This window comes from Brevibacillus fortis, from assembly GCF_046196545.1.
GTDB lineage: Bacteria > Bacillota > Bacilli > Brevibacillales > Brevibacillaceae > Brevibacillus > Brevibacillus fortis_A.
Genome location: NZ_CP176370.1, coordinates 1,646,488 through 1,659,744 on the forward strand (window position 1 = coordinate 1,646,488; position 13,257 = coordinate 1,659,744).

Annotated in this window: 14 protein-coding genes; 13 read left to right on the forward strand and 1 reads right to left on the reverse strand. The window is 50.4% G+C overall.

Going from position 1 to position 13,257, the window contains the following annotated elements:
- Nucleotides 1–173: 173 nt before the first annotated feature.
- Genes ACKKE8_RS08730 through mscL form a run of 3 tightly spaced genes read left to right on the forward strand, consistent with a single transcriptional unit; the run spans nucleotide 174 to nucleotide 2,443 of the window.
- The gene (locus tag ACKKE8_RS08730; protein ID WP_409177823.1) at nucleotides 174–1,028 is read left to right on the forward strand and encodes a nucleoside hydrolase; all 855 of its coding nucleotides are present in this window, start codon (nucleotides 174–176) and stop codon (nucleotides 1,026–1,028) included.
- Nucleotides 1,029–1,032: 4 nt separating this feature from the next.
- Complete coding sequence (locus tag ACKKE8_RS08735) at nucleotides 1,033–1,965, forward strand: nucleoside hydrolase (RefSeq protein WP_409177824.1); 933 nt, start codon at nucleotides 1,033–1,035, stop codon at nucleotides 1,963–1,965.
- Nucleotides 1,966–1,978: 13 nt separating this feature from the next.
- Nucleotides 1,979–2,443 (forward strand): large conductance mechanosensitive channel protein MscL, encoded by a 465-nt coding sequence (mscL, locus tag ACKKE8_RS08740; RefSeq protein ID WP_409177825.1) that lies wholly within the window; start codon nucleotides 1,979–1,981, stop codon nucleotides 2,441–2,443.
- Nucleotides 2,444–2,479: 36 nt separating this feature from the next.
- On the opposite strand, the gene ACKKE8_RS08745 is transcribed toward mscL, so the two are convergent.
- Nucleotides 2,480–3,262: a YheC/YheD family protein gene (locus tag ACKKE8_RS08745; protein WP_409177826.1), complete on the reverse strand. Its 783-nt coding sequence runs from the start codon at nucleotides 3,260–3,262 to the stop codon at nucleotides 2,480–2,482.
- A 152-nt stretch (nucleotides 3,263–3,414) separates the two neighbouring features.
- Here ACKKE8_RS08745 and ACKKE8_RS08750 point away from each other — a divergent pair, with 152 nt between their 5' ends.
- From ACKKE8_RS08750 to ACKKE8_RS08795, 10 genes are all read left to right on the forward strand, one after another.
- On the forward strand, nucleotides 3,415–4,251 hold the full coding sequence (locus ACKKE8_RS08750; protein ID WP_409177827.1) for a DUF6597 domain-containing transcriptional factor: 837 nt from the start codon (nucleotides 3,415–3,417) through the stop codon (nucleotides 4,249–4,251).
- Nucleotides 4,252–4,327: 76 nt separating this feature from the next.
- The gene (locus ACKKE8_RS08755; RefSeq protein ID WP_047070817.1) at nucleotides 4,328–4,693 is read left to right on the forward strand and encodes an MmcQ/YjbR family DNA-binding protein; all 366 of its coding nucleotides are present in this window, start codon (nucleotides 4,328–4,330) and stop codon (nucleotides 4,691–4,693) included.
- 5 nt (nucleotides 4,694–4,698) lie between these two features.
- Nucleotides 4,699–5,076 carry a VOC family protein gene (locus ACKKE8_RS08760; RefSeq protein WP_409177828.1) on the forward strand — a complete coding sequence of 126 codons (378 nt, stop codon included), beginning with the start codon at nucleotides 4,699–4,701 and terminating at the stop codon, nucleotides 5,074–5,076.
- A 315-nt stretch (nucleotides 5,077–5,391) separates the two neighbouring features.
- Entirely contained in the window at nucleotides 5,392–6,612 is a 1,221-nt protein-coding gene (locus tag ACKKE8_RS08765) for an anhydro-N-acetylmuramic acid kinase (protein WP_409177829.1), read from the forward strand.
- A gap of 27 nt (nucleotides 6,613–6,639) precedes the next feature.
- Entirely contained in the window at nucleotides 6,640–8,175 is a 1,536-nt protein-coding gene (locus tag ACKKE8_RS08770) for an ABC transporter substrate-binding protein (protein ID WP_409177830.1), read from the forward strand.
- 72 nt (nucleotides 8,176–8,247) lie between these two features.
- Nucleotides 8,248–9,189: an ABC transporter permease gene (locus ACKKE8_RS08775; protein ID WP_409177831.1), complete on the forward strand. Its 942-nt coding sequence runs from the start codon at nucleotides 8,248–8,250 to the stop codon at nucleotides 9,187–9,189.
- 15 nt (nucleotides 9,190–9,204) lie between these two features.
- Nucleotides 9,205–10,038 (forward strand): ABC transporter permease, encoded by an 834-nt coding sequence (locus ACKKE8_RS08780; RefSeq protein WP_088906462.1) that lies wholly within the window; start codon nucleotides 9,205–9,207, stop codon nucleotides 10,036–10,038.
- Nucleotides 10,039–10,063: 25 nt separating this feature from the next.
- Entirely contained in the window at nucleotides 10,064–11,284 is a 1,221-nt protein-coding gene (locus tag ACKKE8_RS08785) for a serine hydrolase domain-containing protein (RefSeq protein ID WP_409177832.1), read from the forward strand.
- Between the two features lie 18 nt (nucleotides 11,285–11,302).
- The gene (locus tag ACKKE8_RS08790) at nucleotides 11,303–12,277 is read left to right on the forward strand and encodes an ABC transporter ATP-binding protein (protein WP_409177833.1); all 975 of its coding nucleotides are present in this window, start codon (nucleotides 11,303–11,305) and stop codon (nucleotides 12,275–12,277) included.
- On the forward strand, nucleotides 12,274–13,242 hold the full coding sequence (locus ACKKE8_RS08795) for an ABC transporter ATP-binding protein (RefSeq protein ID WP_409177834.1): 969 nt from the start codon (nucleotides 12,274–12,276) through the stop codon (nucleotides 13,240–13,242). Before ACKKE8_RS08790 ends, ACKKE8_RS08795 begins: the two co-directional genes overlap by 4 nt.
- The last annotated feature ends 15 nt before the right edge of the window (nucleotides 13,243–13,257 follow it).

Below are 13,257 nucleotides of genomic sequence, written 5' to 3' on the forward strand. Positions count from 1 at the left end.
GTGATGGCGATTTTTGTCGAAGTTATGAATAAGTGTAAAATAGTTATCAGTTCGATGCAAGAGAATAGAAGGTAGAGATGAGCATTTGGATATTTGACGGTTGCTGCTGATTTGGATAGCATAGGAAAAGCGGTTTTGACAAATGGCAATAGCGAGAAGCGGGAGATGAGATTGTGGCAAAAAAACACCGGTTAATCATCGAGTTTTGCGGTGGATTTGGACAAGGGCTGGCCTTGCTGTATGCTTTGCGGTCGCCTGATGTTCAAGTGGCAGGAATCATTTGCGGAGACACGCAGTCAAGCTTGGCTAGCAAGCTGATTGATTTTGCACAGCCAGGCTATGAAATTCCAATCGTTACAGGTGCCAAGCAGCCGCTTTTCTCGGGAACGATAGAGACCACCACCTCGGAAGGTGTACGGCTCCTGGCAGAAACCACGCAGGATGAGGAAAGTGACTTGACGCTCGTGACGTTTGACCGTTTGACGACGCTAGCTTTGGCTGTCGCGCTTGACCCACTGTTGGCGCGTAAATTTACGCGAATCGTGGTGCAGGGTGGGGCCATACGCATACCAGGAGATGTTACGGCCATTGCTGAAACAAACATGCATGGTGATCCGGAAGCAGCTGCGCTCGTTTTGGCAGCCCGCTTGCCGCTTGTGCTTGTGCCATTAGATACAACCAACTCGTTTCGTTTGACGGAAGAGCAAGTACATACGCTGGGAAGTCTCGCACAAGCAGTGGGCCTGATCGATAGAACGACGATGTCAGACGTGCAGTTCGCCGTTTCTGCTCGTGCGCTCCATGCATGGGTAGCGATGCTCGCGGCACTCTCGCCTGAAAAGATGCGGACGGAACAGATGAAGCTCTCGGTCGAATGCAAAAGCGAATTGTCACGCGGTGCCATTCTCGCCGATCTACGGGCGAAACCGAGTGTAGGAACCGATACGGCCGTATGTGTTGAGGTTGAGGTTGAGATGGCAGTGGCAGAGCGCTGGCTGCAAACCGTTTTGGATCAGGGAGGAGTATAAGCGCATGGAAAAAATCATTTTGGATGTAGATACCGGGATTGATGATGCGCTGGCGATTGCTTATGCTGTTCACTCACCTGCTCTTGAAGTGTGTGGGATTACCACGACTTTTGGCAATATTACGGTGGAAGAAGCAACACGCAATACCTTACAGGTGTTAGAGCTGCTGGGTGCCTCTGCGATTCCTGTCTATCAGGGGGCATCGAAGCCGATTGTTCGCGACCTCACAGGAAAAGCAAGGCTGTTCCACGGTGAAAACGGGCTAGGCAATGTCGTCCTTCCTGAGCCATCGACAACGGCTCAGCCACAGTCTGCCACACAATTTCTCATCTCTGCGATAAAGGAACATTCGCACGAATTGACACTCGTGACCGTCGGGAGCATGACCAATCTGGCGCAGGCGATTATGGCTGCTCCAGAAATCGTATCCCTTGTCAAACGAGTAGTCGTGATGGGAGGAGCTGTAACGGTGCCGGGGAATCGCACGCCTGTAGCGGAGGCGAATATTTGTGCCGATCCGGAAGCCGCAGCGTATGTCTTTCAGTCCGGTATTCCAGTGACGCTGGTAGGCCTGGACGTGACGATGCAAACGCTGCTTACCCGCGAACACTTGCAGGAATGGAGAGCGAAGGATACACGCTTGAGTCATGTTTTCGCGGATATGTGCGAGGTGTACATGAATGCTTACGCGACAGTGGGCAATTTGCGCGGCTGCGGTCTGCATGATCCATTGGCGGTAGGTGTGGTCATTGATCCGACGTTTGTGAAGTCTGTTCCGATGCATGTTGCGGTGGATACGTCCGGGGGAGCCAGTGATGCCCGCACGATTGGAGACAGACGGGAACATCCAGCGCAGCCGTCGAATGTGGACGTGTGCCTGGAGGTTGACCATGAGCGCTTTGTCAGTCATTTTTTACAGCATGTATTAGGAACTTAAGGAGGAAGTCATTGTGTTAAAAGAGTTTAAAGAGTTTGCGTTAAAAGGAAATGTGATGGATCTCGCTGTCGGTGTCGTTATCGGTGGGGCTTTCGGGAAGATTGTTACCTCGCTTGTCAATGACATCATTACTCCCATGATCGGATTGCTTCTGGGCAAGGTAGATTTCTCCGGCTTGTTCATCAATTTGAGTGGAGTTCCTTATACGACCATCGCCGAAGCAAAAAAAGCTAATGCTGCCACGCTGAACTACGGGTTGTTCCTCAACTCCGTGATTGATTTTGTCATCATTGCCTTTTCTATTTTTATCGTCATCAAGCAGCTCAACCGTTTCAAACGCAAGCAAGAAATGGAGAAAGCACCTGAGACAACGAAAGAGTGCCCGCATTGCATCTCGGCTATTCCGATCAAGGCTACACGCTGCCCAAACTGCACCTCCATGCTGGAGACAAAAGGAACAGCATTGGCCCACGAATAAGACGAATACACGAATCAAACAAACAGAGGAGGGCGATTATGCCTTCCTCTGTTTTCGTTTCACGCGGTTTTTATACTGATAGTGAAGTCTTTTAATCGTATGGTAATAGGTCTTGTCTTTGAGCTTGGCAAACAGCCCGTGCGAGGGAAAGTCGTAATTGACCTCAATAATGGAGAGGTTTCCAGCTTTATCAATAGCAAAATCAACGCCGATTTGCGCGCTGTGCCGATATTTATTAAAGTGGGCACATACACGGTGACTGATTTGGATCAACTGAGAGACGACACTTTTTAATTTGGCTGGTTCGACTGCTCCAGATTTTTTTAAGGCATGCGGGACTGTGACGGCATATCCGCCACCGCGGGCGACATTGGTAATGATACTGTCGGAACCGGCTACCTTGGCTAGCATGCCAGCATACTGCCATTTGCCTAATCCATTGCGCATCATCATGACGCGAATATCAAAGGGGCGTCCGTCGATTTCAGCTAAGTCCAGCCCTTTTTGAATCACGTAATTTTTTTCCGTACATTGCGCGGCGAGCTGCTGCTTCAAGTCAGCCAAAGAATCTGCCTGCATAGGTTCTCCGCGCTCCTTGACAAATTGATAGGCCCCGCCCCCCGTTTTCCAGACACGAATAATGCCTTTCCCCATATGGGTTCTCGTCGGTTTGATATAGACGGTAGAATACTTCGCTAAATACGAGTCCAAACTTGCGGGCTGATATAAAGAAGTAGGCGGTAGGTAAGGGCGAATGTAAGGACTTTTTGAAAAGAACTGATGAAGGCTCCACTTGGAGGAGGAGATCACATCATGCACCTCACTTTACGAAAAATCCATTCGTCCCAGCATATGCAGAAGCGTTCTCGACCGTTTTTATTTTGAAAGGGGACGTTTTTCAAAAATTGCCAAGGACTTAAGAAGGAGTTAAAGGATTATGGGGGAATATATGTTCTAATCAAAGGAGAAGGATGGCGAAAATCATGCGGCAATTCCGTCCGGTGCAACCTCCGACTCTACAACGAGCGAGCGCCCAAAATGCCTATCGCTACCAAGAGTACATGCCCAGCAAATGCCTGGTGAACGATATCGCCTGCTACTGGACCTCAGAGTACGACGGCAAAGGGATAGCACCTGCAAGCCGAGTCATACCCGATGGATTCGTCGATATCATTGTCAATCTCGGAGCTACTTCTGTAAAGAAGGGGGCATTTCTAACGGGACTGATGAGGACGTACGAGGTGATCCCATTGACCGAACCACAATCCTTGATTGGCATTCGGTTTTACGCTGAGGGAGCAGCTCGCTTTTTGCGTTACCCCGTCGCCATGGTCAACGGACATCATCCCAATCTGGAAGACATCTGGGGCAAAGAGGCGGATGAGGTGATAGAGGGCTTACTCGAAGCTTCCGACACGGCGGAGCGGATCGCTTGGTTGGAACAGGAGCTTATCAAACGATTGTGGATGGATGATCCAGCAGACCAGTTGCTATTGACAAGTATGAACTACTTATATGAATACAGAGGAAATCTTTCCATGGCAGCACTTGCCGAGAAAGTGAATTACAGCGAGAGAACCTTGCGCAGGACGTTTCAACAACAGTTGGGTATGAGCCCGAAGGAACTGGGCCGAATCATTCAATTTCAAGGGCTGCTGCAAATGCTGGCGATGGGAACACGCACTTCGTTTACAGATGCAGCTCTCCAATGTGGCTATTACGATCAGTCGCACTTGATCAAGAGCTTTCACACTTTTTACGGTGTAGCTCCAAGTAAACTTGTCTCGCCAGATCGTGCAAATCGATAGTCTTTAAAAGTTGTCCGTTTTTTACAATCTTCTTTTTGCGAGACGCGTTACCCTAAAGAAAGGATGGTGAATTCATGTGAATGAACAAACATTAGATACATATTGCCGGAAGCAGCCCGGTGCGACTCATGACTATCAGATGGATTGGGAATGCGATCGCTACCATGTCGGAGGCAAAATCTTTGCCATGATCGGAGGCGATTCCAAAGGTGTTCGCATCCTCACCTTGAAATGCGATCCGATGCGTGCGGAGGAATTGCGCGAGACCTACGAAGGGATCGTACCCGGCTATCACATGAATAAATCCCATTGGAATTCTGTCTACTTGGACGCTGACATTCCTGAAGGCTTATGGGAAAGGATGATCGAGCATGCGTACGAAACGGTGCTCCAAAAACTGCCCAAGCGCGTCCAGCAAGAAATCAAGAGCGAACAGGAGTGAGTGATATGGGAATCAAGCTTGATATGGTAGGGATTGTTGTACAGGACATGAAAAAAGCGTTGGATTTCTATCGGGTACTCGGTTTCGATATTCCCGAGGGAGCAAATGAAGAGCCACATGTGGAGGTAGCGCAGGACGGTGTTCGTCTGGCCTTTGATACAATAGAAGTTGCCAAGGGTGTGTATGGAGGATGGGAGGCACCTGTCGGGCATCGGATTGAGCTGGCTTTTTTATGTGAGGATGCTGCGGCGCTTGATGCGTTGTATACGAAAATCGTTTCACAAGGCTACGAGAGTCACCGTGAGCCGTGGGATGCGTTCTGGGGCCAGCGGTATGCGATTGTGAAAGACCCGGATGGGAACCTGATTAGTTTGTTTGCGTAATACGATCATTACATAAGAAGACAAGCCGAGCCTATGTGAAAAAGGTTCGGCTTGTTTGCGTAGGGGACGGAATCATTGGCTGATATATAAAACTTTTTAATAGGAAAACATACCCATAACATCACTGGTTTTTCTCAATATAACGGGCTAGTGCCGTGACAGCTTGAACGGGGTGGGACCTATGCATGGTTGATCTTTCAGGAAATAAAATTTACTAATAATCGATTGACTTGTGTAATTTTGCTACATATAATGAAAGCGATAACAGGATCGAATTTTTCAACGATTCCCGATTCTAAAATGGGGGCTTTTGACATGGATCAACCTGCAAAATTGCTCGATTATCGTGCGAAAAAAGAGCATGTACTCATCGGCCTCATGTCGGGCACTTCGCTGGATGGCATTGATGCCGCACTCGTAGCGATCCGCACAGATGAACAGGGCGAGATCGAAAAGGTGACTCTCCGCGATTTTTTTTATATGCCTTACTCCGATGACTTGCGTGAGTGGGTCATGAACTTGTGCAGTGTAGAAACAGCGAGAGTGGATCAGTTGACAGCGGTTCATTACGGCTTATCTGAATGGTATGCCTATGCGGTACAGCAATTGATTCAGAAGGCTGGTGTTACGACAGCTGAAGTAGATGCGGTCTGTATGCACGGACAAACCATTTGGCATATTGCCGGGCGCACGCCATTTCCCGGACCACAAGGAATGACAGAGGTCAGGGCATCCTTGCAAATCGGCGAGCTGTCCACATTGGCAGAACGTACGGGTATTCCGGTAGTGGGGAACTTTCGCGCTCGAGACTTGGCTGCTGATGGAGAAGGGGCACCGCTTGTTCCGTATGCGGACTATATTTTATTCCGCCATCCGCATAAAGGCAGACTGCTGCAAAACATCGGTGGAATCGCCAATGTCACATTACTTCCTGCAAGCGCGGCGATCGATCAAGTCGTCGCTTTTGACACAGGCCCTGGCAATATGATCATGGATCAAATCGTCCAGCTCATGACTAACGGACAGATGAGGTATGACGAGGGTGGCAAGCTGGCCGCAGGTGGCACCGTCTCTTCGGTATTACTGGAAAAATGGCTACAGGACCCGTACTACCAGATCAAGCCACCGAAAAGCACAGGCCGCGAAGTATACGGCAAAGCTTTTGCCCAAGAGCTGTTCCATGATGCGAATCAGCTCGGGATTAGTCAGACGGATCTGTTGGCAACCGTGACAGCATTGACTGCCACGACAATTGCGAACGCCTATATGCAATTTGTATTACCAACAACCAAAGTGGAGGAAGTGATCGTCTCAGGGGGAGGCGCTCATAACCAGACGCTTCTCGCCATGCTGCAGCGTCAATTGCCGACAGGAATAACCGTGATGACGGCGCAGCAGTTTGGGATGCCTGACGATGCGAAGGAAGCCGTCGCGTTTGCCATTTTGGGTCATGAGACACTAATGGGACGACCATCCAATGTGCCATCCGTAACAGGGGCGAAGAGGGCCGTACCGTTAGGAAATATATGCTTCTAACATGAGATCAACAGAGGGGGTACCATCGTGAAAAAACGAGTATTGGCAGGCTTTTTCCTATCATTGTCTCTCGTGCTTTCCGCTTGTTCTGGTGGAGGAACAGCACCCGCAGAGCAAGGCAAGTCAGCGGAAGGACAAGCAAAAACAGAACTGATCGTGGCAGCCGAGCAAGAGCCAGTGGGCTATGACCCGCACAAGGTTCCAGCGGCATCCAGTGTGCGCGTCTATGCGCTCATTTACGATAGCCTGACCAAGTTGGACGAGAACATGAACATCGTACCGAACCTGGCAGAGAAATGGGAGATTGCGCCAGACGGAAAAACGGTCACCATGTTCCTCCAAAAAGGCGTCAAATTCCACAACGGAAAAGACATGACGGCAGAAGACGTAAAATTCAGCTTTGAGCGAATCATGAATCCAGACACGGGTTCGATCGCGAAATCGTATTTTTCCAGTGTAGAAGCGATTGAAGTGAAAGATCCAACGACAGTTGTCTTCAAGCTGAAAAATGCAGATGCCTCATTCGTTGCAAATACGGCAAGCGCCTATGCTTCCATCGTGCCAACAGGCTCCACTGACCTGACCAAGGAAGCAATCGGTACCGGTCCATTCAAAATGGAAAAAAGTGAGTCGGGACAATATGTCCTGCTGAAGAAAAATACGGATTATTTCAATAAAGAACTGCCAAAGGTAGAGTCCATCAAGTTCCAAATCATGAAGGACGAGGCTGAGCGTCTCGCTGCGATTCGCTCCGGTAAAGTCGACATCAGCATGGTGTCTGCTGATTCTGCGAAGCTCTTGGAAGGCAAGCCAGGCGTACAGATCAAGAACTACCAATCCTTGGAGTACAGCTATCTGGGCATTAACGTAAACAAAAAGCCTTTTGACAATCCAAAGGTGCGCGAAGCGATCAGCTATGCCGTTGACCGTAACCAAATTATCCAGACTGTTTGGAAAGGGGAAGCGACTCTGACTGGTCCGATCGCTCCTGCTTTGACCAACTCGGCTTTGGACCCTGCTACTTATCCGACCTACAAAACAGATGTAGAAAAAGCGAAGCAATTGCTGACGGAAGCGGGCTATCCAAACGGTTTCGAGACCCAAATCGAAACAGCAGCAACTTACCCAGACATGGTTGAAACGGCACAAGTGATTCAACAACAGCTCAAAGCAATCGGCATCAATGCGAAGATCAACCAGCTTGAGTGGGGGAACTACATCGAAACGTGGAAATCCAAGGACATGAACTTGATGGTAGGCCGGAACACTTCTGGTGTAGATGCTGACCGCTCCATGCGCTTCTTCTTCTCGACAACTGGTTCTGCTAACGTGTGGAACTACTCCAACGCTGCCTACGATGAGTTGGTGCAAAAAGCACTGACGACAGTAGATCAGGCAGAGCGCAAAAAGCTGTATGACGAAGCACAAGCCATGCTGGTAGCAGATGCACCAAACCTGTTCCTGGCATCTCCGAAAAACTACTACGCGGTACGTGACAACATCGATTTCACGCCGTCCGCAGCGGGTGAAGTATACTCGCTGATCAAAACTTCGATCAAGTAATGTAGCATACGTGTGATGAAGGCTCCGCCAGAGGTTAGGCGGAGCCAAGTTTCTAAATATGGAGGGAAACTCGTGGGATCTTATCTAATCAAACGTGTCGCCAGCCTGATTCCCATCCTGTTTGGCATATCCGTCTTGATCTTCACGATCCTGCATCTGGTGCCGGGCGATCCAGCTTCCATCATGCTAGGAACGAATGCCACACCGGAAGCGATTGCGGCGTTGAATAAAAGCATGGGGCTGGATCAGCCGTTGATTAACCAGTACCTGCATTGGGTCACAGGAATCCTGCAAGGGAATTTTGGCGTATCGGTCCACACAGGAGAAGAGATTTTGCCCCAAATTCTCAAGCGTTTTGCCATCACCATGCAACTGACTGTATTTGGCGTTCTGATTGGGTGGGTGCTCGCGATTCCGTTCGGGATTCTCTCGGCGATTCGCGCTCATTCCAAAACAGACATCGTGGTTCGTGTGTTTACGCTGCTAGGTATTTCTGTTCCGAACTTTGCCATCGGGACACTGCTTTTGCTCGGCTTTTCCCTTTATTTCAACTGGTTCCCGCCCATTGATGTGGTGAACTTCTGGGAAGATCCGATTGAGGCGTTCAAAGTATTCATTTTGCCTGCGATAACCATGGGGATTGTAGTGGCTGCTGGCGTAATGCGGATGACTCGTTCTGCGTTTTTGGAAACCATGGACAAAGATTTTATTCGGACAGCGCGGGCCAAGGGTAACAGTAAGTGGACAATCGTCATGGGTCATGCGTTCCGCAACTCTTCGATTCCGATCGTTACGATCGCAGGTATGCAGATCGGTTATCTGCTGGGCGGGTCTGTGATCGTTGAGCAGCTGTTCTCGATTCCGGGTTTGGGCCAGTACATTCTGGAAGGAATTTATCAGCGGGATTATCCGGTTGTACAGGGAGGCGTTTTGTTCGTCGCTCTGGTGTTTGTCCTGGTCAATCTGCTCATAGACCTGATCTATACCTGGATTGATCCGCGTATCAAGTATTGACAAGGGGAATGCGACATGAGCACATTTCGAAAGCGTTTTTTGGCGAATAAGACAGCCGTCTTCTGCTCCATTTTGCTGGCGTTGCTCTGTTTGACGGCAGTGCTGGCTCCGGTGTTGGCTCCGCATGACCCGACACAAATGTTTCAGGATCATCGGATGGAAGGCAGCTCGGGTGAGTTTTTGCTAGGTACGGACCAGTTTGGTCGTGATATTTTGAGCCGTATCATCTACGGTGCGCGCGTATCGCTGGTGGTCGGGCTTTCTGCCGTTCTTGTCAGCGTCATTTTCGGTACGCTGTTTGGCTTGATCGCTGGCTACTTCGGGCGTTGGATTGACGGATTTATTATGCGCTGTATGGACGTCCTGTTTGCTTTTCCGGAAATTTTGCTGGCGCTGGCGATTGTCGCTGCATTAGGGCCAGGAACCTTCAACACGATCATGGCCATCGGAATCGTGAACATTCCGATCTTCACCCGGACGGTGAGGGGAGCGGTTCTCTCTATCAAAAATCTGGAGTACGTAGAAAGCGCTCGTGCCATCGGTGCGAGTACACCGCGTATCTTGTTTCAGGAAATTTTTCCGAATGTAACGGCACCGCTGCTGGTTCAATCCTCTCTGGCGATTTCAGGTGCGATCCTGACCGAATCGGCCCTCAGCTTTTTGGGATTGGGGATTCAGCCGCCAGACCCGTCGTGGGGCGGGATGATTTCAGAGGCGCGTCGCTACATGGAGCTAGCTCCGGGCATGATCATCTGGCCATGTATGGCCATGACGGTGACGATTCTTGCTTGCAACATGTTTGGGGATGCCGTCCGTGATATTCTCGACCCGCGTCATCGTGGGAAATAGGAACGATAGGCAGAGGTGAGAACAAATGAACGTGCAACAGATCAGAGAACGAATGGAGTCCAGTCTGACGCAAGGGATTCGTCAGAGCATTTTTCCGGGAGGCGCTGTCAGTATGCTGCGAAAAGGCGCGCCAGCTTTGACAGTCTGCATGGGAAAAACAAGCTATGGACACGATGGAAGACCGGTTCATAATCAAACGTTGTACGATATGGCCTCTTTGACCAAGGTGATGGTGACCTTGCCGCTCATTCTCATTAGTGTGCAGGAAGGCAAGCTGTCGTTGACTGACTCCGTGACGACCTACCTGCCAGAATTGGCGAGCGTCCACGATCAGGAACGCAAAGGGCAGATCAAAATCATTCACCTGCTCACTCATACATCGGGACTTCCTGCATGGCGTCCGTACTTTTTGCTGGGGAAAAATCGGGAGGACTATTTGCGGCTCATCGCAAACGAGTCGATGCTGGACATCCCGGGACGAAGCGTTGTGTACAGCGATCTGGGATTCATGCTGTTGGGCTTTTTACTGGAGCGCATTTGGGACGAGGAACTGGACGCGCTGGCGAAGCGAATGATTTTTCAACCGAGCCGAATGCTTCATACGAGCTACTTGCCGCTGAAACAACCACGTCTGCAAGGAATGGACATTGCTGCTACGGAGAAGGGCAATGCCTTTGAACAAGAAATGGCTGTGACTTATTTATCGGAGCTGGCAGAAGCCAGACAACCTTTGGCGCTGGAATGGCAGCAAGCTTTGACCGGATACGGTTGGCGAGAAGGAGTTATCAGTGGCACTGTTCACGATTGCAACGCCCACTATGGCTTGGAAGGTGTCAGCGGGCACGCCGGACTTTTTTCCACCTTGGCTGATACAGAGCGCTACATGCACATTTGGACGAGTGGGAAGGCTTCCGTGCAGCTTGATCCGACGCTGTGTGCCTTGGCTACTCGCTCACTCACAGACCATTCGATTTATCGCAGAGGATTGGGGTGGATCATTTCCCCGACAGGCGGTTCCTTGGAACAGCTTGCTACTGGCTGCAGCGGGGGAGATCTTGTTTCGGAACGCGCCTTTGGGCATACCGGCTTTACAGGAACGTCGATCTGGTCGGACCCGGCGAGAGACGTGACGCTGATTACATTGACAAACCGCGTGCATCCTGTCGCGAGCCCGTTGATCGGGGCGTGGCGGACCGCTCACCATAACCGATTATTTTCGGTAATCAAACCTGACCACACATCCTGATGAAAAGGGGGAGTACTCATGGCAGCAATGCTTACGATTGATGATTTGCGAACTTCTTTTATCCAAGCAGGCAAAAAGCTGACCGTGATCGAGGGTGTCAGTCTCTCTGTAGAGCCTGGTGAAACCGTCGGTGTGGTCGGTGAATCCGGATGTGGAAAAAGCGTGACCAGCATGTCCATCATGCAGCTCTTGGGACGGAATGTGGAGATGACTGGGAGCATCCGTTTTCAAGACAAGGAGCTGCTCTCACTCACGGATAAACAAATGCAGGCGATTCGCGGCAATCAGATCGCGATGATTTTTCAAGAACCGATGACTTCGCTCAATCCATTGCATTCGATCGGCAAACAGATCAGCGAGCCCTTGCGTCGGCATCTCGGACTGTCCAAACAAGAAGCCAAGCGTCGGACGATCGAGCTTTTGAAAGAAGTCGGGATTCCGCGTGCCGATGAAATCATTTCCGACTATCCGCATCAATTGTCAGGTGGGATGCGTCAACGTGTGATGATCGCGATGGCGATGTCTTGTGCGCCCAAGCTCTTGATTGCCGACGAACCGACGACGGCTTTGGACGTGACGATTCAAGCGCAAATATTGGAGCTCATGAAAAAAGTCCGTCAAGAGCAAGGCACTTCCATCCTGCTTATCACACATGACCTGGGAGTCGTGGCGGAGATGTGTCATCGTGTCATCGTCATGTATGCAGGTCAAATCGTAGAGGAGGCCGACGTCAAGCAGCTGTTTGACGAACCGAAGCATCCGTATACGAGAGGGCTTTTGAAATCGATGCCTTCAGTCAGTGTCAACCAAGAGCGTTTGGATGCGATTCCGGGCTCGGTGCCCCTTCTGAGCGAAATGCCTGTGGGTTGTCGTTTTGCACCGCGCTGCTCACAAGTCATGGATATTTGCCGCGAGAAAAATCCAGAGCTTACGCCTGTCGCAGACAACCAAAAGTGCCGCTGCTGGCTGTATCGCGAGGAGGACGTGCAATGAGGCAACCACTGCTGGAAGTCAAATCATTGACCAAGCATTTCATGAGCAAGCAAGGATTCTTCAGCAAGGAGAAAGTCGTCCGTGCTGTCGATGGAGTCAACCTGACTGTTTATCCGGGCGAGACGGTCAGTATCGTAGGTGAATCAGGTTGTGGGAAGTCCACGACAGGACGCTGCATCCTGCGCCTGATTGAGCCGACAGATGGAGAAATCTTTTTTGAAGGACAGGATATTCGCAAGCTCAATGAATCAGAGCTGCGCCGGGCTAGACGCAACATGCAGCTCGTTTTTCAGGACCCGTTTGCCTCGCTGAACCCGCGTAAAACAATCGGACAGCTTTTGGAGGACCCACTCATCATCCACGGCATCGGCAATTCAGTAGAACGCCGCAAGCAAGTCGAGGAGATGATCCAGATCGTCGGCCTCTCCAAGCAGCAGCTGGATCGCTTTCCGCATGAGTTTTCCGGTGGTCAGCGCCAGCGGATTGGCATAGCAAGGGCACTGATATTGCGCCCCAAGCTGATTGTGGCTGATGAGCCTGTGTCTGCTCTGGACGTGTCGATTCAGGCGCAAATTTTGAACCTGATGCAAGATTTGCAAAAGGAGTTCAATCTGACGTATTTGTTTATCTCGCATGATTTGAGTGTCGTCCGCCATATTTCGGACCGGGTAGCGGTCATGTATCTCGGAAAAGTGGTGGAGGTAGCGGATAAACAATCATTGTACGAGAAACCAACACATCCCTATACACAAGCACTGTTATCAGCGGTGCCTGTACCGAATCCCCATTTGGCGACTCAGCGGATCATTTTGGAGGGAGACCTGCCTAGTCCAGCGAATCCGCCGTCTGGCTGCACATTCCATCCGCGTTGCCGCTACTGTATGGACATTTGCAAAACGGTTGCTCCTGTGGCTAGCGAGGTATCGAGAGGGCATTTTGTCACTTGCCATCTGGATCAGTCATGAAGTGAGCATGGGGCA